Annotated in this window: 23 protein-coding genes; 6 read left to right on the forward strand and 17 right to left on the reverse strand. The window is 36.2% G+C overall.

Annotation, left to right across the window (positions count from 1 at the left end):
• Positions 1-434 precede the first annotated feature (434 nt).
• Together ABIE66_RS28585 and ABIE66_RS28590 are read right to left on the reverse strand one after the other, a co-directional pair.
• Entirely contained in the window at positions 435-1,610 is a 1,176-nt protein-coding gene (locus tag ABIE66_RS28585) for a serine hydrolase domain-containing protein (RefSeq protein ID WP_370017292.1), read from the reverse strand.
• A 265-nt stretch (positions 1,611-1,875) separates the two neighbouring features.
• On the reverse strand, positions 1,876-2,139 hold the full coding sequence (locus ABIE66_RS28590; protein ID WP_370017216.1) for a hypothetical protein: 264 nt from the start codon (positions 2,137-2,139) through the stop codon (positions 1,876-1,878).
• A 269-nt stretch (positions 2,140-2,408) separates the two neighbouring features.
• Here ABIE66_RS28590 and ABIE66_RS28595 point away from each other — a divergent pair, with 269 nt between their 5' ends.
• On the forward strand, positions 2,409-2,750 hold the full coding sequence (locus ABIE66_RS28595) for a PadR family transcriptional regulator (protein WP_370017217.1): 342 nt from the start codon (positions 2,409-2,411) through the stop codon (positions 2,748-2,750).
• Positions 2,747-3,583: a permease prefix domain 1-containing protein gene (locus ABIE66_RS28600; RefSeq protein WP_370017218.1), complete on the forward strand. Its 837-nt coding sequence runs from the start codon at positions 2,747-2,749 to the stop codon at positions 3,581-3,583. The genes ABIE66_RS28595 and ABIE66_RS28600 overlap by 4 nt, the downstream gene beginning before the upstream one ends.
• Before the next feature lie 411 nt (positions 3,584-3,994).
• On the opposite strand, the gene ABIE66_RS28605 is transcribed toward ABIE66_RS28600, so the two are convergent.
• The 3 genes from ABIE66_RS28605 to ABIE66_RS28615 form a co-directional block, all read right to left on the reverse strand.
• Positions 3,995-4,714, reverse strand: coding sequence for a hypothetical protein (locus ABIE66_RS28605; RefSeq protein ID WP_370017219.1), 720 nt, complete (start codon positions 4,712-4,714; stop codon positions 3,995-3,997).
• A gap of 73 nt (positions 4,715-4,787) precedes the next feature.
• Entirely contained in the window at positions 4,788-5,177 is a 390-nt protein-coding gene (locus ABIE66_RS28610; RefSeq protein ID WP_370017220.1) for a restriction endonuclease, read from the reverse strand.
• Positions 5,178-5,247: 70 nt separating this feature from the next.
• Positions 5,248-5,856: a DUF4352 domain-containing protein gene (locus ABIE66_RS28615; protein ID WP_370017221.1), complete on the reverse strand. Its 609-nt coding sequence runs from the start codon at positions 5,854-5,856 to the stop codon at positions 5,248-5,250.
• A 1,190-nt stretch (positions 5,857-7,046) separates the two neighbouring features.
• On the opposite strand from ABIE66_RS28615, the gene ABIE66_RS28620 reads away from it, so the two are divergent.
• Positions 7,047-8,282 carry an IS110 family RNA-guided transposase gene (locus ABIE66_RS28620; RefSeq protein WP_370016450.1) on the forward strand — a complete coding sequence of 412 codons (1,236 nt, stop codon included), beginning with the start codon at positions 7,047-7,049 and terminating at the stop codon, positions 8,280-8,282.
• A 325-nt stretch (positions 8,283-8,607) separates the two neighbouring features.
• Here the strand turns inward: ABIE66_RS28620 and ABIE66_RS28625 are convergent, their stop codons facing one another.
• Positions 8,608-9,699 (reverse strand): GerAB/ArcD/ProY family transporter, encoded by a 1,092-nt coding sequence (locus ABIE66_RS28625; protein WP_370017222.1) that lies wholly within the window; start codon positions 9,697-9,699, stop codon positions 8,608-8,610.
• 457 nt (positions 9,700-10,156) lie between these two features.
• Between ABIE66_RS28625 and ABIE66_RS28630 the strand changes: the two genes are divergently transcribed.
• Both ABIE66_RS28630 and ABIE66_RS28635 read left to right on the forward strand, forming a co-directional pair.
• Complete coding sequence (locus ABIE66_RS28630; protein ID WP_241594839.1) at positions 10,157-11,395, forward strand: IS110 family RNA-guided transposase; 1,239 nt, start codon at positions 10,157-10,159, stop codon at positions 11,393-11,395.
• A 419-nt stretch (positions 11,396-11,814) separates the two neighbouring features.
• On the forward strand, positions 11,815-13,047 hold the full coding sequence (locus ABIE66_RS28635; protein WP_370014498.1) for an IS110 family RNA-guided transposase: 1,233 nt from the start codon (positions 11,815-11,817) through the stop codon (positions 13,045-13,047).
• Positions 13,048-13,181: 134 nt separating this feature from the next.
• Here ABIE66_RS28635 and ABIE66_RS28640 read toward each other — a convergent pair whose 3' ends face one another.
• Positions 13,182-13,346, reverse strand: a complete 165-nt coding sequence (locus ABIE66_RS28640; protein WP_370017223.1) for a hypothetical protein — start codon at positions 13,344-13,346, stop codon at positions 13,182-13,184.
• 509 nt (positions 13,347-13,855) lie between these two features.
• On the opposite strand from ABIE66_RS28640, the gene ABIE66_RS28645 reads away from it, so the two are divergent.
• The gene (locus ABIE66_RS28645; RefSeq protein WP_370017224.1) at positions 13,856-15,055 is read left to right on the forward strand and encodes a hypothetical protein; all 1,200 of its coding nucleotides are present in this window, start codon (positions 13,856-13,858) and stop codon (positions 15,053-15,055) included.
• Positions 15,056-15,715: 660 nt separating this feature from the next.
• Here the strand turns inward: ABIE66_RS28645 and ABIE66_RS28650 are convergent.
• The 10 genes from ABIE66_RS28650 to ABIE66_RS28695 form a co-directional block, all read right to left on the reverse strand.
• Complete coding sequence (locus ABIE66_RS28650) at positions 15,716-17,119, reverse strand: capsular polysaccharide export protein, LipB/KpsS family (protein WP_370017225.1); 1,404 nt, start codon at positions 17,117-17,119, stop codon at positions 15,716-15,718.
• Positions 17,116-17,895, reverse strand: a complete 780-nt coding sequence (locus ABIE66_RS28655) for a glycosyltransferase family 2 protein (RefSeq protein ID WP_370017226.1) — start codon at positions 17,893-17,895, stop codon at positions 17,116-17,118. The genes ABIE66_RS28650 and ABIE66_RS28655 overlap by 4 nt, the downstream gene beginning before the upstream one ends.
• Positions 17,896-18,086: 191 nt before the next feature.
• Positions 18,087-19,136 (reverse strand): pseudaminic acid synthase, encoded by a 1,050-nt coding sequence (gene pseI / locus ABIE66_RS28660; RefSeq protein ID WP_370017227.1) that lies wholly within the window; start codon positions 19,134-19,136, stop codon positions 18,087-18,089.
• Between the two features lie 4 nt (positions 19,137-19,140).
• Positions 19,141-19,692: a UDP-4-amino-4,6-dideoxy-N-acetyl-beta-L-altrosamine N-acetyltransferase gene (gene pseH / locus ABIE66_RS28665; RefSeq protein ID WP_370017228.1), complete on the reverse strand. Its 552-nt coding sequence runs from the start codon at positions 19,690-19,692 to the stop codon at positions 19,141-19,143.
• Positions 19,685-20,779: a UDP-2,4-diacetamido-2,4,6-trideoxy-beta-L-altropyranose hydrolase gene (gene pseG / locus ABIE66_RS28670; protein ID WP_370017229.1), complete on the reverse strand. Its 1,095-nt coding sequence runs from the start codon at positions 20,777-20,779 to the stop codon at positions 19,685-19,687. Before pseG ends, pseH begins: the two co-directional genes overlap by 8 nt.
• Before the next feature lie 2 nt (positions 20,780-20,781).
• Complete coding sequence (locus ABIE66_RS28675; RefSeq protein WP_370017230.1) at positions 20,782-21,552, reverse strand: cytidylyltransferase domain-containing protein; 771 nt, start codon at positions 21,550-21,552, stop codon at positions 20,782-20,784.
• Positions 21,553-21,567: 15 nt separating this feature from the next.
• Positions 21,568-22,740 (reverse strand): UDP-4-amino-4,6-dideoxy-N-acetyl-beta-L-altrosamine transaminase, encoded by a 1,173-nt coding sequence (gene pseC / locus ABIE66_RS28680; protein WP_370017231.1) that lies wholly within the window; start codon positions 22,738-22,740, stop codon positions 21,568-21,570.
• Positions 22,741-22,780: 40 nt separating this feature from the next.
• A complete protein-coding gene (gene pseB, locus ABIE66_RS28685; RefSeq protein WP_370017232.1) occupies positions 22,781-23,749 on the reverse strand; it encodes a UDP-N-acetylglucosamine 4,6-dehydratase (inverting) in 969 nt (322 codons plus the stop codon).
• Between the two features lie 41 nt (positions 23,750-23,790).
• Positions 23,791-24,756, reverse strand: a complete 966-nt coding sequence (locus tag ABIE66_RS28690) for a CgeB family protein (protein WP_370017233.1) — start codon at positions 24,754-24,756, stop codon at positions 23,791-23,793.
• A gap of 78 nt (positions 24,757-24,834) precedes the next feature.
• Positions 24,835-25,065, reverse strand: a complete 231-nt coding sequence (locus ABIE66_RS28695; protein WP_370017234.1) for a hypothetical protein — start codon at positions 25,063-25,065, stop codon at positions 24,835-24,837.
• Positions 25,066-25,469 lie beyond the last annotated feature (404 nt).

Here is a 25,469-nt window from a genome sequence, read left to right on the forward strand (position 1 = left end):
GATTATAGCCCAAAAAATAGCCTGTCTATTTTTCGAACCTCTTTTTTCTGTACTCAAATAACCATCCCCTCGATTTATTTTACCATAAAAATCCAATGTCTTTATGGAACTATCCTGCCCCTTTAGTTTAAGTACATTTCTTCACAATCTTTATAGTGATATCAACATAAATATCCAATAAAAAAAATCATCTCACCTATAAGAAATCTATAGAGGAGAGATGATTTTGATCGAACTTTATTACAAATTATCAATCTTTATTATAAATAATCAAACTTTTTTACAAAGCTACAGATCCTAGGTTTTTTTACTTTTTCTTGCTTAATAGCTAACTGTTTTTAAAAGTAAGTTGGGGCTTTTGAACCAGAGAGGTATATTTTTAACTATAAAAACTATGACAAAATTTTTCCGTTTTTTCCGTGTTTCCTTTTTGCCTACTTGCTAAATTCAGCAAGTAAAATATTTTTAAAAGGATTAGGACTGTTATCTCTACCCAAACTGTTCAAACTGACGACCAACGTATGCTTGCCTCCAAGTGTACCTCCAGCAATAGTAGAAAACCCTAGAATGCCTCCTGTGTGTCCCCATATCGAGACACCGTTTGGAAGCTTAGTTTCAAAGATTCCAAGACCATATCCATCAATTCCTGCTCTTCCTGTAGGAACTGTAGTAAGCATTTGTTTTAGTTGATGTTCCTTCAGTAATTTGCCACCGAGCAAGGAAGAGAAGAATTTATTTAAGTCGTCAGCAGTAGAAATCATATCTCCAGCCGAGCTACCTGCACTTGGGTTATAATAAGTAACGTCTTTTATCTCACTTGCTTCGTCTGGTTGGGAATATCCCCGAGCATGATTGGTGCCTGGAATAACGCTTGAATTGCCAGGTAGGAATGTATCCGACAATTCAAGCGGTTCAATAATCCGATTTTCAATCTCTTCCGCGTAGCTGTTTCCGGTTACTTTTTCAATAAGAATACCCAGTAATACGTATCCTGTGTTTGAATAAGACCAGCCCTTTCCTGGGGCAAAGTCTGGGGGCAGAGAAATCCCCATCTTCACTAGTTCTTCAGCCGTATACGATTTTTTTGTATCCATAAAATCAGCGTCTTTTGACCTTGAGTATTCAGCGATACCACTTGTATGGTTCAATATCTGCCGGATGGTAATCTGTTTACCATTATATCCGTTTCCTTGAATGACACCAGGCAACCATTTTTCGATGGAGTCGTCTAGATTCAAGCGGTTCTCTCCAGCTAATTGAAGTACAACCGTTGCGGAGAACGTCTTCGTCACGCTGCCAATGCGAAAGCGAAAATCTGTTTTCATTGGTTTCTTGGTGCTCAGATTCGCTACCCCAGCGGCATAACCCCACGTTTTTCCATCCTCAGAAGTTTTAGCAAGTATCCCCGGGAATCCAAGTTGCAATGTATCCCGCATTGCTTGCTTGACGGAATTATGATCTCGTTGAGTGCTTGTTTGTAACGAACTAGATACATTTTGAGTGGGCACTACTTTTACTATTGAGGTTGGCGATGTGTATAGCAGGGAACTTCCAGTTATTAATAGGGCCAGACTTGCTAGATAAATGTAACTTTGACTACGTAGTTTAATCATGCAAATGTAATTTGACTACGTATTTTCCTCTCCTTGGATAATTAAGTCTAAGTACCTTTGTCTATATTACCATAATTTACCTTTTAATTAATGGGATATTAATAATACTTTTTTAACTTTACTGCCCGTTTATTAAGCCTTATTCCATTAAATGGCCCTTTACATAAAGAAAGGCACTTTCCTTGTTACAGAAAAGCGCCCGATGAAGATTATTAATCAAATCTTATTGAAGTAAAGCACCCGTTAGTTCATTAAGCTCTTATTAAAGTCCACCATCTAAACCGTCAATTTTCACCCCTCTACTCCAATCACGAGTGATTTTTAATACATTATCTTTTGTGGAGATAGTTAGCTCTCCTTCTTTATCATAAACTTTAGATGAATCCTCGTCATAAAGCTTAAATTTTATAGTGTATTTATAATCAATTGTTCTATCATCATCTTTAACGAATTTTTCTATATCAGCCTCTTTCGCTACGCCTTCTTTGGCCACATCCTTGTTACAAGCAACTACACCAATAAACAATACAAACAATAATAATAAACTAAGAATTTTCTTTATGATAGCACCTCATTTCCTTCAAATGAACCTACACTCTTGCAACTTGAGCCATAGTTAATAATTGTTTTTCCAATTTGAAACCCTAACAATCTAGGGAATATGTATATTATATTAGCTTTTTACAGCAGTTCCGCAATAACCTACTAGCTTATTGAAAATCAGAAATAATTTTTAAATTAATACCTTGCATTATGTGGTAATATAAAATATATTATTTCCAGGTGGTGGAGAATTTGGAAGTTAATAAAGAAGTGTTAAAAGGTCATATAGACACACTCATCCTGTCACTTTTACATAGGAGGGATATGTACGGCTATGAATTAGCCAAAATTGTTCGAGCAAAAAGTGATGATCAATTTGAATTAAAAGAAGGTACGCTTTATCTGTCTTTAAAGAGATTAGAAAAGAATGAATGGATTTCTTCTTACTGGGGGGATGAGCAAGGACCAGGAGGAAGAAGGAAATATTACAAACTTACATCAATGGGGGAAGAAGGATTTGAAGAAAAGCGTTTGGAATGGGAGTTTGTTAGAGATGTGATTGATTCGTTTTTAGATGGGGGAAGAAAAAAATGAATCAAATTGAAGCATTTGTAGATTCGGTTTATTACAGTGTAAGAGGTAATGAAAAAGAAATCCAAGAGTTAAAAGCTGAAATGAAAAGTCATTTGTTAGAAGCTGTTCAAGAATTAAAAAAAGAGGGAAAATCAGAGCAAGAAGCTATTGATATTGCCATCGAGCGTTTCGGCGGAGAAGATGAGATGCGTTCTGTTGTCGGTCAATTGTTTAAAGCGCAAAAAGTATTTGCAAAATGGGTGCTTTACTTAGCCGTAATATTCCTTGTTACTGCTTCAACTGTATTTGGATTTATATGGACAACAGAAGAAAAAAATGCCAATGAAAACTCTATTGTCGCTACAAATATATTCGATATTTTAGAAAACAAAGAAGCGATTACTGAAGATATGAAAAGGGAGATAGAAGCCTTAGTGCAAGAAACAGATCAAATTTCGAAAGTTGAAATCTATAATGTTAGAGACGTAGAGAGAGAAGCTGAAAACGTTACATCTATATTCGAATATGTAGAAAAGGCAAAACCAAACTACCAATATGAAAGAAAAGTGTGGGCTCCCGAATGGTTGCTTGTTGATTTTTCTCCATATGGGAACGGTGATGCTGAATGGTATGTTGATATGAAAACAAGACATATTGGTTCATTTATGACTTTAGTTTTATTTGTAGGTGTTGCGGTATATGCAGCCTTGTTTACGATTTGGGCAACGATCAATACGTATCATCATAAACGAATACACTTTGGTTGGATAATTGTATTTGCTTTATTTAACGTGTTAGGTTATTTGGTTTATCGTTTAGTTGAAAGAAAGGTTTATTCGAACACAATTAGTTGATTATTTTTAACACCGTTTGAATAATCGACGGTGTTTTTCAGTTTTTATAAATGTGGCCATAGTCCTCATAAAAAGGAGTGCTGCCACATCTGGCGATTGTCAATGGTAAGCCGACCGAAGGGAGCATTAAGGGATGGACAATCTTCTCTAGGCCAAAACCCTCTTGCTTCTACATATTCTATACATATTATGAATTACCCTTGTTCAACTAACCTGCCCCGTTAGTTCATTAAGAAATCCGCAGGATATATCTCCATATAGGGGTAGCGCCAACTATTTATCACATTTCCCACGCTAAGGCAAAAACCCTTGATAATGGCAATTAGGGGTCACAACATTACCCATGTGGGTCCCTTTCGCTCTGAAGTAATGTTTTTGTTTTAATTCAAAATGAAAACATTAGGAGGTCATCTATCTGGAGAAAATCCAATTAATTATTCGTCTAAATTTGGACTCACTAGATTCATTCACTTGAACCCTTGCTAGCATCTTTTGTTCCTCTAGCAGAAAAACTTCTACCTCCTGTAAGTTTTCAAACGTTTTAAATGGTTTACAATATGAATTATCGTCCAATTCATCTGCAAAGTATGCCGCAGCAGATTCAGAATCTAACACATAATCATCTAAAATTATTCCCATTTCTTTTGCTCTTCTAAACAAATTAGTTCTTTTAGGATCAGGGGTATAGACTGTTACTTCAGCATAAACAAGTGGAATATCAGCGACCTTTGCAAATAGCACACGATGGTTCCCGTCAAGAATATAAAATTTCTCTTTATATTCCTTGAGGGTAATTGTATTGGATCCTAGACCACACCCATTCATCTCTCTACGTTGCTCTGGAGTACTTGTCATATATTTAAAAAAGTACTCGGGATTCTCTAGAAACATACTACAGCGCTCAGGTTGATTAGACGTTTCAAAAGCTTCTATAACTGAATACTCTGAGTATTTAGAGTGAAATGTACTAAAGATTTGTTGAGGATTAACCAATTTTTCTACTTCAGTCTTAGTACAACAGAATGATTCAAATTTTGGCCAATCATTCATTTTTTTCAGTAGATACTCTGGTGGATTACTCCTGTCAATTCCTAGATTTTGATAAAAAAGGGCCACGTCGTTTGTTTTCATAGGCCTATACAACTCCTTAAATAATTCTACTAAAACACCTATTTTTCTACCAAAAAATGTATTAGCGTGGGTTTTACGTCAAAATGTTGGTGGGACCCCTGTAATAGCTCTTTGCTGATACAACTTCTTGGACGGCCTTCAGGCCCACCTTTTTACTATAGCGTTTCGCTTGGACTACTATAGTCTTCCCTGGCGTGTTCAGTACCAGGTCCGCACCGAAATCACCGGAGGTTTTTGTTACCCGTGCCTGGTACCCGTGGGACTCTAATAGGAATTTCAGGAACACTTCAAATTCTGAGCCCTTCATCTGGTCTACTTCATATATGCCTGAGTTTCTAAGTTTTTGCTCCCACTCTTTCCTACGCTTCTTTGCACGTAGGTCCTCTTTTATAAACCAAACTGTGCCTATCACCATCACTATCCCAATGATGAAATATGAAAATAACAAGTCTTCATAATACACTCTGGAAAATCCCCTCATTATGGATAACTAAATATGTAAAAAAATAGGAAGGCCGGAGCCTCCCTGGGTGTTACTTCAATTTAATTTGCTCGTATTCTCCACCGGACCAACCTGCTCCACTAGATACTTCGATGTTGTATGCTTTAGCTTCAGCAGGAAGTTCGAATACTACCTTACCAGTTTTAGAGATATTAGGGTTAATAGATTCTAGGAAGAACCCGATTCCCCCTTCATTCACGTACATGTCCAGTTCAGCATCAGCACCGTATTCAGCACCGTCAGCTTTTACTTTGAACATGTTTGAATCAGCCATACGTTCCTTTTTATCAAGGTTCTTAATTGCCATTTCAACGATTACGAATTTACCTGAAGTTGTTTTGTCTCCAAGAACGTTACTGATCTTTTGCGTTTCTTCCACGCCTTTTACTGTATATTCAAGTTTGCCTACCTTTACAACGTCACCAACTTGGTGCTGTTTAGGAGCTTCTTTCTTAGCTTCTTTTTTCTCTTCCGGCTTGGCCTTAGTTTCAGTAGCCTTAGTGTCTGCCTTAGTTTCAGTAGTGGACTCTTCTTCATCTCCACCACTTGCTATGTTAACAATAACGATAATGGCAATAACCCATACCCACCACTTCTTATAAAATGGCTTCTTTACCTTGATTTTCTTTTCCTTACTCATCTTGACTCGTTCTCCTTTAGTTGCAGTTTTATATATCTACGACTATATTACTATACCACCATATCCCTGTATTGAATAGTAAGGTAATTACTTTTTTACCGAACATTAGTCCACCTCAACGACACCCTACCTAGGAAATACCTCACAATTAGTCCGGCTGCGGTCTATCGTCAGACTTTTTTCCGTTATTTGTAAGTTTACTTTTCAAAACTGTGGCGTGAGGAATGCAGGGGGAAAAGGGTGGAGATTTTTCGTGGTGGTCTTCCCGAAAAATACTACCCGAACCTTGCATGAAAGAATACCAGTAGAAAGGAAAGTAAATGGCTAGCATTGAATAATATAGTGTATTACCTAATTTATCATATAAACAACTTTTAAAATAAAAGTACATGGAGGGATTAAAGTGCTAGTAAGAGATATTGTTATTTTAAGGTTAAAGGTATAACCACATAGTGGTAAAAAGAATTCCAGTAATAATGATAAACATACAAATTGTGAATATTCTCATCAGGAAAAACTCCTAAAAAATGATTTAGATTTTTATATTATTTTTAGTTGCAAAATGAATAAAGATAGCTGATATTATTATCGCTACACAAAGCACTAAAACAGGGAAGAACCCTGTATTTATGAAATGACTATAAATCCATGTATCATACATTAAACTCCACCTCAGTTTTTGTTTTTATCTGGTGTGAACGAAACGAAACTGTGGTGTTCCACTTAATGTTAAAGTCCATATTTTTCAAAGAGAAACAAACCACTGAAAATAAAGAGAAATACAAATATGTAAATTGAAAAAACTTTTATTAGGATAGGAAGTCGTTTTATATTTTTCATCATATTAATAATCTGGCTTTAACAATTGAATGGTATTCATGATAAACAAAACTTTAGCGAACTGTACGCATACACTCTGCTTCTTGAACTATCCTGCCCCGTTCGTATTATAAAGGTCAGCCAGTTATTTCTGGTTGAACAATTTTTATATCGATATATGATAACGGTAGCCGGGGTAGAACGTTCCTGCCCGTGGGGCTTGGACCCCGTCAACTAAACAGTTCGCCCCCTACTTGTAGAAACATGATTAGGCTGGTTGGGACAAAGATCTCGTATAACAAGCGAAGCTATGATACTGCAAGAAGGATTAGGGGTTACCGGCAATAATATGTTTTTGGAGGAGATAAAAAATGAATCCAGTGGTTGGTCTGGATATAGCGAAAGGTGAAAGTCAGGTTCAAGCGTTCTTGGATAAAAAGAAGCCTTATAAAAGAAGTTTTAAAGTAGCACATACCATTGAAGGACTAGAGAGCTTACACCAATATCTTAGAGAGATAGAAAACGCAACAGGAATTCGACCTCCGGTCGTTTTAGAGTCTACTGGGCATTATCATACGCCCATTGTGCAGTATTTTGAGGAGAGAGGTTACTTATTAATTATCGTTAACCCACTCATTTCTTATCGTGCGAAGAGCTCTAGTTTACGGAAAGTAAAGACAGATTTAATCGATGCACGTCACCTCTGCGAGCTGTACTATAAAGAGGATTTAGAGCCTTATAAAAAACGAGGGATACAACTCTTAAATCTTCGTAATCTTTCAAGACAACATGCAAATATAACAGGTATCTATGTACAAACAAAACTACAGTTTCAGGCTGTTCTTGATCAAGTATTTCCTGAATATAGAGGGGTTTTTGGAGATTTGTATTCGGTTGTTTCTTTGCTTACTCTATTAGAATTCCCTACTTCTGAAGACATATTAGCAGTCGGTGAAGAAACTGTAGCAAATAGGATTAATGAGCTTTGTCCAAGTCGTTCTAGAAAGTGGGCGAATACACAGGCAGAGAAACTTATGGCTGCCTCAGCTCGAAATCCTTTTCAGAGAACTTTATATCAGAGTCACATTTTAAGCCTAGAGATGTATATAAAAATGCTTCTAGAATACCAAAAGCACCTATCCAAATTTGAAGAAGAGATAAATGCTTTGGCAAAAGAAATTGAAGAATATAAGATTATCCAATCCATCCCTGGTATCGGTGAAAAAATCGCTACAACGATTATTTCTGAAATTGGTGAGATTGATCGGTTTAATCACCCTAAAAAACTAGTGGCATTTGCCGGAATTGATCCAAGTATCTTTGAATCAGGTAAATTTAAAGGCTCAGTAAATCGAATTACCAAAAGAGGTTCTGGCAGACTACGACATGCCTTATATATGGCCGTTCGTTGTGCCATTCGTGATTGTCGCAAGAAGAAAACGACAGATGAAATCATCCCTCGGAACAAGAGATTACGAGAGTTCTATGATAAGAAACGTGAAGAAGGAAAGCCCTTTAAAGTAGCTGTGATAGCATGTGCTAATAAGCTTCTACAATGGATTTATGCACTATTACAAAATAACTCGACTTTCCAAGATCTAACCTAGTTTAAAAGTATAACTAAATAGCACAAAACTTTCCAAATACGGTTCATTGGAAGGTTATTTGGCATGCACAAATTTAGTATAGCATGAAATATTTTAAGTTTTCATTGAAAAATGTTGACTAACTATTAGCTGGTTTAGTGCCATAAGAAAAAGGCTGCCGCAGCAACCTCCCTTATTGAAGTAAAGGACCCGTTAGGTTCTATAAAACTTATCACAGAGTTGACACAAACTGTGAGATAGAAATTCTGTGTCATAGCATCAACTAAAAGAATAATCAAAGTAATATCTTACATTTTATTCTGCTTTTTATATAAATGTAACTTTGTCATAAAAGTTTCCTCCATTTTTTTATACTTATGAAAACCAAAAGAAGAGGCAAGTATAAAACAATGAAACACACGCAGTATGGATTGATTATTTTATCTAATATATATAAGGAATCGACATCGAAAAAAAATATACTGATAAGTAGTATGATTATAGACATTACCCATAAGGGATACTTTTGTTGGACATTGAATAAGCGTTTGACACCCCTGCTGGCAGCCCACAAAGGAATGACCATATTGGGTATGATAACAATGGCCCACCAAGAAACAGTTATGTATTCGAAACGTTGAATAAAGGGTAATTCAATGACGCTGGTCATTGTGAGTGTTGGCCATAGGGAAATGACCAACTGTTTCTGTGAATAAAAGACTGTTGAAACAAAATAAATTAATAGGAGCAATAACGTAGTGGCTAAGGCTCCTCCGTGAGCATACTTTTTTGATGTTTCAGCATTCTTGATGAATGGATAAAACATCAGGAGCATTTCAAAACCAAGCATTGCTAACGAAACGCTTCTAGTACCTTTCATTATTTCGATTAAAGTATGATTGAAAACAGGAAAAAGACTGGTGAAATCAGCGTATTTAAACCCATATATAGGTACAATTAAAAGCCAGTATGAAACGATAACAGTTAAAAAGGCGATACCAGTAACGGTTCGGAACCCTCCCGTGTGAATATAATAAATCAGGATCAGGAAAACCAAAGCTAACGCCCAAGAAGGTACCTCCTCAAACATCCAAATATGAACAACATTTATATAGCCGATAATGATCGTCATTCCAAGGACAAAAAAATAAATAATGAATAAGAGACTGAAAAAATTCCCTATCCATTTACCCAATGCATAATTATTAGCAGAAATGATATCACCAGGAACAATACTAAAAATCTTATATATAAGCCAAATGAATATCTGAACCATCAGTCCGGCTAGAAGTATGGAGATCCATCCATCCCTTCCCGTCGCCTTTGCTAAATCTCTTTGAAAATTCAACACGCCTAATCCTGTTTGCATAGAATGCACTAAAAAAAATACATACAATGGAGATACTTTATCCTTTTCATTAACACCAACTTGGTTCATAAAGGAACCTCATTTGTATCAGTCGAATTTATCATTTTTATAATCTGGCTTTTATAGGTGAGTTTTATTCAAAAAGTTACAAACTTTAAGTACACAGTACGAATAAACCGAGAGACAGTACTACACATATCCATAAAGTCTCATTGTGACAGCAAACGTCATTCACTGTGCGAGTAAACTTTGTAATAATGCAACTAACCTGCCCCGTTCGTATTATTAGGTCAGCCAGATATTTCTGGTTGACCAATTTTTATATAGTTTTATTATAACGGTAGCCGGGGTAGAACGTACCTGCCCGTGGGGCTTAAGATCCCGTCAACTAAACAGTTCGCCCCCTACTTGCTTAAACATGATTTGGCTGGTTGGGACCAAGATCTCGTATAACAAGCGAAGCTATGATACTGCAAGAAGGATTAGGGGTTACCGGCAAATATTATGTTTTTGGAGGAGATAAAAAATGAATCCAGTGGTTGGTCTGGATGTAGCTAAAGGTGAAAGTCAGGTTCAAGCATTCTTGGAAAAGAAGAAGCCTTATCAAGGCAGTTTCAAAGTTACACATACCATTGAAGGATTAGAAACGCTATTTCAGTTTCTGAGAAAAATAGAAAATAAAACAGGAATCAAACCTCCGATTGTATTGGAATCCACGGGGCATTATCATACGCCAGTTGTACAGTATTTTGAGGAGAGAGGCTACTTATTAATTGTCGTTAACCCACTCATTTCTTATCGTGCGAAGAGCTCAAGTTTACGCAAAGTAAAGACAGATATAATCGATGCACGTCACCTCTGCGAGCTGTACTATAAAGAGGATTTAGAGCCTTATAAAAAACGAGGGATACAACTCTTAAATCTTCGTAATCTTTCAAGACAACACGAAAATATAACAGGTATCTATGTACAAACAAAACTACAGTTCCAGGCTGTTCTTGATCAAGTATTTCCTGAATATAGAGGGGTTTTTGGAGATTTGTATTCGGTTGTTTCTTTGCTTACTCTATTAGAATTCCCTACTTCTGAAGACATATTAGCAGTCGGTGAAGAAACTGTAGCAAATAGGATTAATGAACTTTGTCCAAGTCGTTCTAAAAAGTGGGCGAATACACAGGCAGAGAAACTTACGGCTGCCTCAGCTCGAAACCCTTTTCAGAGAACCTTATATCAGAGTCACATTTTAAGCCTTGAAATGTATATAAAAATGCTTCTAGAATACCAAAAGCACCTATCCAAATTTGAAGACGAGATAGATGCTTTGGCAAAAGAAATTGAAGAATATAAGATTATCCAATCCATCCCTGGAATCGGTGAAAAAATCGCTGCAACGATTATTTCTGAAATTGGAGAGATTGAACGGTTTAATCACCCTAAAAAACTAGTGGCATTTGCCGGAATTGATCCAAGTATCTTTGAATCAGGTAAATTTAAAGGCACAGTAAATCGGATTACCAAAAGAGGTTCTGGCAGACTAAGACACGCCTTGTATATGGCTGTTAAATGTGCCATTCGTGATTGTCGCAAGAAGAAAACGACAGATGAAATCATCCCTCGTAACAAGCGATTACGAGAGTTTTATGATAAGAAACGTGAAGAAGGAAAGCCCTTTAAAGTAGCTGTGATAGCATGTGCCAATAAACTCTTACATTGGATTTATGCACTTTTAAAAAGCAACTCACCTTTCCAAGATAGCCTAGTTTGAAAGTATAACTAAACCACCCAGAACTTTCCAAACACAGAAACTTGGAAGGTTATTTGGTATGCACAAATTTAGTATAGCATGAAATATTTTAAGGTTTTATTGAAAAATATTGACAAACTATTGGCTGGTTTAGTTCCATAAGAAACTCCAATGGCGGCGCTCCTCGCCGCCACCATCTACTACGAAAATCTACACTCAAAAATAGAGTCTAACCCATTAACCCCTTGACGATAATGGATGATAACAATACAACCAGGCTGAGCTTTTTTTGGTGGATCTTAAGGAAGATACCCTGTATAAGAAACTGGTTGTGACAGTATGGAAGAACCATTTAGTGTACTGCTAGTACGTATACAAAATTTTTTGTAACAAATCTCCTGTCATATGTATTGTTAATCTTTTTTTGAGGTGATTCTCCTATGGAAGCAATGATTGAACGGTGTGCTGGCCTAGATGTACACCAAGAAACAGTAGTAGCCTGTGTATTATTTGGTCCATTAGATAAAAAGCCAAAAATCTCTATTGAAACGTTTTCGACTACAACAACAGGACTCTTGGCTTTAAGTGATTGGCTAGCTACCCTTCAGGTATCCGATGTTGTGATGGAAAGTACCGGAGTCTACTGGAAACCAATATGGAATATACTCGAAGGATCTTTTCACCTTGTTCTGGCCAATGCCAGGCATGTCAAAAATGTTCCAGGGCGTAAAACTGATGTAAAAGATGCCGAATGGCTTGCCAAGCTTCTAAGATGCGGACTTATTGAAAGCAATTTTGTCCCACCAGAGGATATTCGTGATTTACGAGATCTTACTCGTTATCGAAAAAAATTGATTCATCATCGCACATCAGAGCAGAATCGCATTCACAAAATTCTTCAAGATGCTAATATCAAGCTAACATCCGTTCTATCAGACATTTTTGGTGTATCGGGACGCCGTATACTTGAAGCCATTCTAAACGGTGAAAAAATAGAGACCGATGGTCTTCGAAAAATGGTGGATTGGCGAACAAAAGCAAGTATTACTGACATTGCCCATGCAATTAATGGCCGTATTCGCCGTCATCATCGTGATATGTTGCGTTACCATTGGGAGCATATGGGTTATTTAGAAGAAACCATAGAAGAATTAGAAAAACAAATTGATCAACTCCTGTCCCCTTATCGTAAGGAAGTAGAATTATTGGATGGTATACCTGGTGTGAACAAAGCTGCGGCAGCTACTTTTATTGCGGAGATGGGTGTTGATATGTCCGTATTTAAGTCAGCTAAACATCTTGCCTCTTGGGCTGGTGTGAGTCCTGGAAATTACGAAAGTGCTGGTAAAAAAAAAACGAGTAAAACCACACAAGGAAATAAAGCTTTAAAAACGATGGCCGTAGAATGTGTATTAGCGACATCAAGGCAAAATAATCGAATTGCTTCACATCGAAAAAGGATTACCAAACGACAGGGAAAAATGAAGGGACGAATCGCTTCTGCCCATTTACTAGTAACGATTGCTTACAACATCTTAAAAACAGGAGAACCTTATCATGAACTAGGCTCAAATTACCTTGAAGAAAAACAAAACAACAAAGAATTAAAAATGATCGAATACCTAAAAAAGAAAGGCTATACAATTGCTCCATCTGAACAACAAACTGCATAACCAGTTAAAATAACGCAATAGTACATTTACCCCCATCAAAAAAATAATGAGAATATGGAGGGTTTATTTTAGCATGGCTTTTTTACTAATGTATTTTCATACAAAAAAAGCTGCCTTAAAGACAGCTCCGATCTTCAGCTAACGCACTCGTTAGTTGCATAACTAAACCTTGGATACTCTTCACTAAAATCTTCTGTTACTTGAGCTTTCGGTCGTCCGAAAGACACACCATATTTCAAAGCCACATCAATTCCTTCACGCTGCCGTTTGGGAATGAGGTCCAGTTCTTCTTCCGCCATCTAGGAAAGGATCTGCAAAACTAAATCTGCAATGATTGTACCAAGACTATCTTTAAGTTAGTCGTGTCCAGCAAAGGCCTATCCATCACCACGATAAAATTCCCTTCTAGATCATACGTATTAATAATTGATATTGACAGGGAACAGAACAACACTGGTTTTTCAGATCAGGAATAAAGAGACAAAAAGAGCAGCACCGTTTTTCAAGGATGTATTGCTGTCTTTTCATGTTTCTAGACCCAGTACCATACTACAATATTTACTACATTGTTCTATTTCTGATGTAGCTTTTATTAGCTACAATAAATGCTAGATAAAGTGTGACGTAGTCAAGTTAATGTAAGCATTTTCCAAGGTATTTAATAGTGTTCCGTATTTTAAAATAATTAGGTTTTTATTTCAGGTTTTGTCCAATCCAATTTAGTTCTAAATTCATATGATAATGTAGCATGTGTTTTAAGGAGGATACAAATTGGGTAAGGATAAAAAAGATAAAAAATGTAAAGATTGTGGACATAGTAAATGTAAATGCGATCATAAAAGTGATCACAAAAAGTGTAAGGATTGTGGACATAGCCAATGCAAATGCTCATCTAAACAAGAACCAAAAGGTAGAGCAAAAAATTGAAGTAAAAGTAAACGTACCTGCTCAAGGTAATCCGGGACCTCAGGGACCTCAAGGACCAACTGGACCGACTGGGCCAACTGGACCAACTGGACCGACTGGACCGACTGGACCGTCTGGGCCAACGGGGGCAACTGGACCAACTGGACCGACTGGACCGACTGGGCCAACGGGGGCAACTGGACCAACTGGACCAACTGGACCGACTGGACCAACTGGACCGACTGGACCGTCTGGACCAACTGGACCAACTGGACCAACTGGACCGACTGGACCAACTGGACCGACTGGACCGACTGGACCAACTGGACCGACTGGACCGACTGGACCGACTGGACCGACTGGACCGACTGGACCGACTGGACCGACTGGACCGACTGGACCGACTGGACCGACTGGACCGACTGGACCGACTGGACCGACTGGACCGACTGGACCGTCTGGACCAACTGGACCGTCTGGACCAACTGGACCGTCTGGACCAACTGGACCAACTGGACCGACTGGACCGACTGGACCGTCTGGGCCAACGGGGGCAACTGGACCAACTGGACCGACTGGACCGACTGGACCGTCTGGGCCAACGGGGGCAACTGGACCAACTGGACCAACTGGACCGACTGGACCAACTGGAGCCACAGGAATCGCTGGTTTTGCTTTTTCCGTACCGGCAAGCGAACCTTCTCTAGGATTAACAGTGACCAATGTGGAAGTCCCAATTACATCCCTTACTGTCACTATCTCCCAAAATGCTGTGGTAGAATTACGGGGTATAGTAGGGTGGAGTTCACCTAACTTTGCCAGTTTAGCGATGATTTCACCTAACTTTTTTGATCTTGTGATAATTTTTAGGATCCGCAGAGGAGTCGGAGGACCAATTATTTGGGAAGGTCATGATGGAACTAGTGTTGATACTGATGAGCAAACTCCATTTTTGAGTTCCATTTTAAATATAGATACTTCTCCTGGATTGGGGCCCGTTACTTATGAATTGACTGCACAAATCGATCCTGTATTGTCCCCAGGTTCTACAGCTGAAATTAACGGTCCAATTGTTTTTGTTGGAACCGCTTATCCAGTATAGGGAAACGATACCCCCAAGCTAACATGTCTATAAATATATTTAAAGAAAAACGGGAAAAAAACCACTTTTGAGAGTTGAACGTGGTTTTTTTGTGGTTTTAGTCATTATTTTTTAACAACCTCTTTTAAAATAGAATAATCGGACTAGATCTTCATAAATTCAAAGCTGTATTAAGTGTGGATAATAAAAGGGAAGTATACTGCCTTTTTACGTTGCAATAAATATCTTGTATGCAAAAGAATTATTATTGGTAGTTAAATTTTAGACATTTAACGCGACACAAAACAACAAGTAATCTTTTGATGGTTCGACTAGCAAAACGACAAAAAACCTCCTGGGAGGTGTGATAAAAAGTTAACTTTTTCTTATTTATTAACTATTTTATTTTTGTCTTTATACATTTCCATAACTGGAAATGTTTATTACTTCTTCAAGAAGTAACATTCATTCTCTCTTGTAATGGAGCATTACTTGGCCAACAGAAATAAAATCTATTTCAGCATTACATTGTTCCTTACCACACCTATAGTAACCACCTGCTTATTATCAACCTGTATTGGATAATAGGTGTACCTTGAAAAAATAATCTGATAATTTTTTTAGTAGGTCTGTCATGTAAGGGTAGATTAAAGGCATTCTGTTTAGCTTATTACCGTGCACTCACATATTAGAATTATTAATTAAATCGATTAATTTCTTCCCAGAAAATCCGTCGTTATAGGAATCGGATAAATACTGGTTTCTAATATTTTCATATATACCTTTATGCTTGCTAGAAATATAATAATTATTCACAACTTTGGAAAGTTGATTAGGATCTGACTGTATATAATCACCTAAATCGTCGAAATAATCATATGTTCGATTACTATTTAAAAAGTTATAAATAAACACAGGTTTATTAAGTAATATACTTTCTAAAACGACTGTAGATAAAGAAGAAACCACCCCGTCGACATGAGAAATTAATTCGTATAGGTTATTTTCTCTTGAAGTGTAGACTTTAATTAATTTGTATTTTTTTTCAAGTTCTAAATAAACTTCATATTTCTTCTTTCCCATCTCCCACGGATGGGGTTTTATTATTATTTGGAAATTTTGGTTGTCTAAAATATTCTTAATTAGAGTTTCTAATTTAATAAAATCTAGTTGTGGCCCAGTAATTACTAATAAGGTTTGTTTATTAGGGTCAAGTTCATACTTTTTAAAAAAGGTTTCTTTGTCTGTCCAAGAATTTGTAAAAATCTCATCAAATTTAGGATGGCCTAATTCTGATATTCGATTTATTGTTAGTCCTCTATTAGAATACCATCTTTTCTCATAATCGCCATAGACCCCAACTACTGTTGTAAAAACTGGCATAAACGCTTCTTCGCCCATTAATATCCCGTGCTGTAAACAGATACTTTTGATACCTCGCATTGAGCCAACGATAGAAAGAGCTCGACTTTGCATATCTTCAGTAGTTCCCACAACGACAGAGGAAATATCAAGTTTATTAAAAAGGTTAAATACTGTACTAAGGGTTTTCACGATTAAGGGTATTCGATTTAGGAATGTCTGTTGAAAGAATTCATTCCCAAATGCCGGATGATTTTTTAACTTTTCAAATAAGGAGGTAGCATTTTTTACGATTTCTTCAGAATCCTTAGTATTTATCTCTTCATATTTCGCAATACCCTCGCTTGGGATCCCATAAATATGTGAACTTTTTGAACGAGAAAGAATAATCGTTTCATTAAGATTAAACCATTTATTATATGTTAGTTCAGGTATTCGAGTATAATCAGAATTGACTAAAATTTTCCCATTATTAGACTTTAAAGGTACCCTAATTTTTTCAAGCCATTTTTCAAAATATGGTTGGATCATCTCTTGATTCAATTTAGGTGATTTTAAATTTGTCTGAAAGTCTTTATTCTCCATTTTGCTTTTAAGTTCATTATCAATTTGTTGATAAAAGTTAGTTAATAATACAATAGGGATTTCTCTGAATTTTAAATGAATAAATTTTTCAACAAACTCCTGATAAAGTGTCCAATAGTTTGATAAATAGGTGTTCATCCTCCCTCCCTCCGTCTAAAGGCTCTAATGGATTCTCTCAGTTCTTTACAAGTTCTTTGTTGTGGTAACATTTTTGAAAAATCATTTGGGGTATCATTAAATAATTGAGCATGGATAGATTTAGGAGTTATATAATTAAAATCCAGAATCTCATTAATGGGGTAAAATGGCCAGAAGTGATTGATCCTCCAAAAAAACCTAGCATCGCCTATTCTATAAAATTGAGGATCCTCATCCCAATATGAATCAAAGGTTTCTTTTATTTTAGGAAGAATGGACATTCGGTGCATTATTGAACAATGGTCGGTCATACAAGAAGCAATCCATGAAACTGATTTTGCGGGTCTAACAATGTGGTCGGTAATTTCCCCCTTCTCATTTAGATGAAAAGTTTTTGATGCTGAGTATACTACCATTGCTTTAGGTTGGTTATCTAAGTACTCTACCATTTTCTCAATTTTCTGCCTGTGGTGAACATTATCATCCGTAGCATAAGTAACATACTCTCCCTGTGCTAATTCTAGTGCTTTATTGATTAAAACCGCATATCTTGTTTTCTCTACCCTTTCCTCGATTGATTGAATATCACTCTTGAAAAATTTTACTCTATCATCATTTAAAAATTGTTCAATAACACTTCTAGTTTCGTCATTTGAATTATCATCCATAATAAACAATTCAAAATCCTGATAAGTTTGGTCTAAAATTGAACGAATAGAATCCGACACATATTCTTGTTTATTAAAACTTGTTAATATTACCGTAACTTTTGGCAAAAAAATTTCCTCCTCTATATAAGATATTTGATTCCTCAGGAATTTAAACTAGCATGAGCAGAACTGTTAGTATGGGGGACTATGAGTGGATAAGAAACTTGGTCCTTGAGGAAACGGGCATTTTTAAAACAGGAAGGCCGCAAAAGGAAGTAACGCCTGCAAGGTCATTTATTATTTCCTATATACAAATACTATAAAATACTCCAATCCACAGGTGTACCTGCTTTTATTTCTTTATCTACCTTTTTCCCCAATAAATGTTCGTAATATTTAGGAGCTAATCCATAACCTGGTCTTATGACCCTTAAATTATCTTTTGTCAAAACGTCTCCGGCCTTTAAGTCCTTTACAATATAGATAGATCTTCTAAATTTCATTGATTTTTGCTCTTCTTCAGTTGGACCATAAGTTATATGCCCCAAAGCTTGCCATGCTTTTTCAGTATCTACTACTAAAGCCTGCATTTCATTTGGTTCCATAGAAAAAGCAGCGTCCACACCACCATCGGCTCGAGATGTAGTAAAATGCTTCTCAATAACAGTCGCGCCAAGTGCAACACTTGCCACAGAAACTGCAGTACCCATCGTATGATCAGATAACCCTATTTGGCAGTTGAAAAGCTCTTGCATGTGTGGAATCATCGATATGTTTGTATTTATAGGTGAAGCTGGATAAGTACTCGTACATTTTAAAAGAATAATATTTTTACACCCAGCATCTCTTGCCGAACGAACCGTTTCATCTAACTCAGCCAAAGTTGCCATGCCTGTAGAAATAATCATTGGCTTGCCTGTGGAAGCGACCTTTTTAATAAGGGGGATATCATTGTTTTCAAACGAGGCTATTTTATACATCGGTGGGTTTAACTCTTCAAGGAAATCAACTGCTGTTTCATCAAATGGAGTGCTAAAGGGGATAAGTCCCAGTTTTCTGCATCTTTCAAAAATTGGCTTATGCCACTCCCACGGAGTATAGGCTTGTTGATAAAGTTTGTAGAGGTTATTTTCATTCCATAAACTATTTTTATCTTCAATTTTAAAATCTTTATTATCTATATTCAATGTCATTGTATCGGCAGTATAGGTCTGTATTTTCAATGCATGGACGCCAGCTTTAGCTGCAGATTCAACTATTTCTAAAGCACGTTCCAAAGATTGATTATGATTTCCTGACATTTCCGCTATAATAAAAGGAGGATGATTAGGTCCAATCAATCTTCCTTCAAGATTGATATCATTCATGTGATCACGCCTCTGCTGTAAAATTCAAGTTTAATTTCCCTTTATGCATTTCCCACACTTCTTTTTGTAATCCAAAACTGATTACATCGATAATCTGATCTTCTCTGCTAAGTTTATTTTTATAAATCCCCTCATGCTTAAAACCTAATTTCAGATGAAACCTTTCACTTTTTTTATTAAATGACAAGACTTCACCAATAACTTTTCTCATGAATAAACAATGAAAGGCGTAATCTAATCCTAAACACCCCATTATCGTACCAGAGCCTTTAGGTGCATTACTTTCTCCAATATAAAATCCCCAGACACAAGTTTGATTTTGTTGGTTAATATTCTTGAAAGAGATGAGACCCAATGGTTTTTGCTTATAAATAAAAAGTCGATAATAATCCTTTTGATTTTTCAGCATATCTTCAAACCATCGACTATGATCTTCATAGGCAATTGGTTGATCATTATACATGTTCATACGAATATGCTCCGTATTTCTCCAGTTAAAGATCATTTCCTTATCTCTTTCTGATAACTGCCTTAAACAATAATCCATACTATTCATCCAATCTCACTATTTCTTTTATCATTGTTTGCTGGTTTACAATATTATCTTTCATTAAGAGATATGATAATCTTGACATTTCATTTCGTTCCACTTCATTTCCTATCAAGTTTTCCAATTGTTGCGTTAAAAATGTCTGCTCAAGCGTTTCCTTTTCCCCTAAATATTTAATGATTTTTTTTCTCCCTAGTGTTTTGCAAATTTCCAACTGATTATCGGCAACACTCCACACTATAGAAGGCAAACTAAGAAAACACCGTTCCCATGTAGTGGTTCCACCTGCCCCAATTGACAGATCAGCTTGACACATCAATTCGGCGATATTAGTCACTTGGCAATAAAAATGCAGAAAATCATACTGTTTGCAAATTGATGCAAGCTCAGTTTTATGAAGGTTAGACCGACCAACAATAACATCTACTTGGATGTCATTACGGCCCATTTTTAGAAAAGCGGCTAGAGCTTTACCAGTTTCATTCGTTTGATCGATTCCACCAAAAAAAATTACAATCCGTTTCACAGAGCCACTTCGTATCCTCTGCTTTCTCCACTGGTCATAAAACTCATCTCTCAACAAGACGTAACTCGGTCCTAAAAACGTTTTACAATGTGGTGGTACGAGACAATGATACCGACTGGGATAATCCTCATAATAATTTTGATCTATTAAAAAATCACAATCATGCTTACGGTCCGCCAAATCATCAATAACCAAAATTTTATTTGAAATTTCTCTAAGACTTCCTTCCCAGACTTCGTTAATTGCATAATGATCGACAATTAACAAATCAACGAAGCCCTTCCTTAGTAACTTTTTTGTTTGTATAGCATCAACACTCACTGGAACACCTAACCATTTAGAATGTTGCGTGTAACTTGGAATTTTGACATTCACTTGAGAAGCTGGAAGTCTTAAAACTTTATATCCGTTTATTTCGATAAAATCACATAAATGCCCGTTATGTTCTCTACAAATAAAACTGACACTGTTACCTTGTTTCCTTAACCTTCCTGCAAGAGCTAAACATCTCATAACATGACCTACTCCAATGTCAATTGAGGCATCGACACGTATAAATACATTCATATTTAATCCTCTAATTCTGAATTACATATTTTACTTTTCGTTACTTTCTTTTGTTCAATATGGGAATTTATTAATACCCACTCAGGTTTATCTTGTAACAAATTAATAATATCTTCGAATGTAAAAAATTTTTTATTCTTTTCATAAAGGCTGTTAATTAATAGTGTAATCAACACTAAATCTTCATCTGTATCAACGGTTAAGCGAAAAGAGCTCAAATCGATATGATGTTTAACACATCCTAATTTAAACTTATCAGGATGATGATAAATATACGGTGTAACATGTTCACGATAAACGGTATCTATTGCTTCCCTATACGCTTGTTCTAGTGCCCTTTTTGAGAACACCTCAACATCGAATCCACGAGGATAAGTTCTTTCGATCGTATTTGAAATATAATCGTACAGACTTATATTCGATAGGTATTTATATATGACTTTATCAATAATATTAGGATCGATTAACGGGCAATCTGATGTAAGGCGAACCACCACTTCGGCTTCGTATTTATTTGATGCTTCAAAAAACCTCATTAAAACATCATCTTCCGAACCTCGAAAATAGACTACCGATAACCTTTCACATAGATCAACAATTGGCTGTTCCGTTTCCTTTGTAGTTGTTGCCACAACTATTTTATTGATTAATTTGGACCTTCTTACTCTTTCAATTTGATATTCAAGCAAAGGTTTACCTAAAACTTCCTTCATGACCTTCCCCGGTAACCTTGTTGATCCCATTCTTGCTTGAATAATAGCTACTACCTTCAAAGAATCACCTTCTAATCAACTAGAGTAATGGGTGATAACCTTATACACAGCATTAATAACGTCGAGTACATCATTTTCTGTCATTGCTGGAAAAAGGGGTAATGTAAGGACTTCTTCATACAGCTTTTCAGCATGTGGACAAAGTCCCTTTTGAAAACCTAACCCTTGATAATACGGTAAAAAGTAAACCGGAATATAATGCACATTCACCCCGATATTTTCTTGAACCAAGGCGTTGAATATATCCTTTCTATTTCCTGTTAATTGCTCTAAATGAAGCCGAATGACATACAAATGCCAGCTTGAACTACTATCCTCATTATGATACGGAATAGTAATTGCACTAATTTTTTTAAACGCCTGATTATACATCGAGACGTATTTCTTTCGTAAACTCAAAAATGTATCTAATTTCTTTAACTGGCTAGATGCAAGGGCTGCCTGAATATCTGTCATCCGATAGTTATAACCCAAAAAATGCATCTCATAATACCAAGGGCCATGATTTTCAAACATTTTGCCAGAATCACGAGTGATTCCATGCGAACGGAATTGTAATAGCTTGTCATAATACTCTTTATTATTTGTTGTAATGATGCCACCTTCACCGGACGTAATATGTTTAACAGGGTGAAAACTAAACATGGTCATATCGCTATTCGAACCTATCTTTTTCTGTTTATATGTTGCCCCTAATGCATGTGCTGCATCTTCAATAATAATTAAGTTATGTTTTGTTGCGATATCATGTATTTCGTCCATTGAAGCAGGTGCTCCCGTAAAATGAACAGGAATAATCGCTTTTGTTTTATTGGTAATCTTCCGCTCAATTTCTTTTGGATCGATATTATATGTTTTATCATCAATATCAGCAAAAACTGGCTGTCCACCTTGATATAAAACACAGTTTGCACTAGCTGCAAACGTTAAGGGGGTTGTAATCACTTCGTCCCCTTCACCTATACCGGCTGCAAAGCATGCGCCATGTAATGCTGCCGTTCCATTGGAGAACGTTACAGCATACTTTGCTCCTACATAATCAGCTATATCCCGTTCAAAGTCTGAAACGTAAGGACCAGTAGTAAGATAATCTCCTTTTAAAACATTAACAACCGAATCGATATCTTCATCATCGATCCATTGTCGTCCGTAAGGAAGATAAGTATCCCTAATTGGTCTATTATTCAATATAGCCTCCCTCCTTCCGCTTTTTATTAACTAAGAACTTTTAATCTCGTACTAGGTTTCTTAACTCTTCGACAGTTAGCCATTGGTCATTCTTATTGCTTACATAGCTAAAGCCATCAGGTAATGGTTTTCCACCTTTGGAAGATTCAGTATTCCACCACGGAAATTCCGGTTGAATTACATAGTATGTGCCGTAGTCTAATGTCCGACGAGCATCATCTTCCGTTATCATCGCTTCATGTAATTTTTCACCTGGGCGAATACCCTTAAACTCAACTTCACATTCCGGAGCGATCGCTATTGCTAGATCCGTAACTTTCATACTAGGAATTTTCGGAACGAAAATTTCTCCGCCCTTCATTCTATTGAGGTTATCAATAACAAACTGTACACCTTGATCTAATGTAATCCAGAATCGTGTCATACGCTCATCTGTAATCGGTATTTTACCAGTAACTCTAATTTTCTTAAAAAATGGAACTACACTACCCCGACTGCCAACGACATTCCCATAACGAACCACACTAAAACGAGTCTTCTTATTTCCAGCATACGAATTTGCTGCAACAAATAATTTATCTGACGCTAATTTTGTTGCCCCATATAGGTTAACCGGGCTTGCAGCCTTATCAGTGCTTAAAGCTATGACTTTTTCTACCCCTCTGTCAATAGCAGCCTCAATAATATTTTGGGCACCATTGATATTTGTCTTAATGGCTTCAAACGGATTATATTCACAGACACCCACATGTTTTAAGGCAGCAGAATGAATTACAACATCGACACCGTCAAATGCACGAAATAATCTCTCTTTATCTCGTACATCCCCTATAAAAAAGCGAATTCTGGGATCGGTATATTCTTGAGCCATTTCATATTGCTTTAATTCATCCCGACTGAATATAATGACTTTCTTAACATCCATCTCCAATACCTTACTGACAAATTTTTTCCCAAATGAACCCGTACCACCAGTTACCAAGATTGTTTTACCTTTCAAATAAAACATACCTTCCCCCTCTTTTTTTACTTTTTTGATTATTGAAAGTATCATAATATTTTCTCTAGGATAAATTGAATTCTATGAAAAAAGGTATGACCATTCAAAACCCTTTCTTTTGCATTTTTACTATATTGACTTCTTGCCTTTTCGTTATTCAGAAAATGATTAATCAATTCTATACAATGATCATTATTTTCATAGGAAACAATTTCATTAGAAACATTAAAATGCATATCTAAATCAGGTTTATTAGGAATTAGTTGAAAGCCACCACAGGCTGCGATATCAAAAGTTCTATTATTTACACTTTTACTTTCAATACCAAGTGTATTTATATTTTTATCAAAGTCGTAAGTACGATGAGGGTTTAACATAATTTTTGAACTAGTAAATATGTTTCTTACAACTTCAGGAACAACCCATTTATTGATAATAGTCAATCTTTCTGCGTTATTACTGTTTGCTATATATTTCCTCCACCGTGGTCCAACAAGAATCAAACCATAATGTGTATGATTTAGAATGTGATTAACTAATTCAATCCTCTCCGGGTATGGATAGCCAACGAGACATAAGTCATATAAATACTTGTTAGGAGTAGCAGAAGGTTGATACAGGATAGGATCTGTCCCTAAAGGAAGGTGGAAAAAGTTTTTTTCGGGAAACTTCTTCTTATAAAACTCCAAAGCCCCTAAATCTATTGTAAATACATAATCATACTCCTTAACTACTTCTATTGAGCTATCAATATAAAAAGGATCTTCTGTTAACCAAATACTCAAAATCGAACCACTTTTTTTTAAGAACTCCATTAATTGTTTATCTACCTTATAACCAACAAGTGATATGACTAAATCTGGTGCAAAATCTTTGACCTTTTCAATTGTTTCTTGAGTATAAACTGGGTTTATTTTAGTAAGGGTATGATCAAAGAACATAAATGCTTCTTCTATTGCTTGTTCAAAATAAGGGTATATACCCCTATAGCCAGATGAAATTAGTAAGATTTTCATAGAATAAAATACTCCTCTATCTTGAAAAGGGGAAAATATAAAACCTTTTATATATTTTTCCCAAAGAACAACATCCCATTATCCAGGCAAGGTTACTGAAAAGGATTCTATGTCTTCACAACGTACTGCTGTTAATTGCGTTTCCAGAAATGGTGAAATCTGTTCTTGCTCCAAAATTTGTACGACGCAATCATTCACCTTTTTTAGCTCCCCCTCTATAATGTCGCCAGACTTTGTTCGTATAGTAACGTTTTGCCCTACATATTTTTCCATTAATTCACATAAACAGTCTTTTTTAGAAAAAAACATTATTATCACTCCTTTTTTATATTCCATAATAACTAGACACGAAATGAGGAGACTAAAATAGGTTTATGAAAAAGAAACGATAAACTAGCCCGGTCTTATAAAATTCAAAATAGTGTCCTGTAGATGGGGGACTTTACTTTTTGTTTCTTGGTAATGTATTCATAAGAGGACGAGCGTGTGAGGGCACATGCAAAAGTAAAATGAAAAACTAATTGACTAGTTCCTTATCTAACAAAAACAAAATCGCAAGAGAAACCACCCATGTTTTGTATGTTTCTTCTATATTTAGAACCTTAAATCCCCGGAAGTCCCGATTAAATAACCTATCCTGGATTTATTTAATCTTTTGGATCGTGATTTCATAATGTTCGAAAAATAAGATCAGTTTGGACACAGGAATGCCT

This window comes from Peribacillus sp. B2I2, from assembly GCF_041261685.1.
GTDB lineage: Bacteria > Bacillota > Bacilli > Bacillales > DSM-1321 > Peribacillus.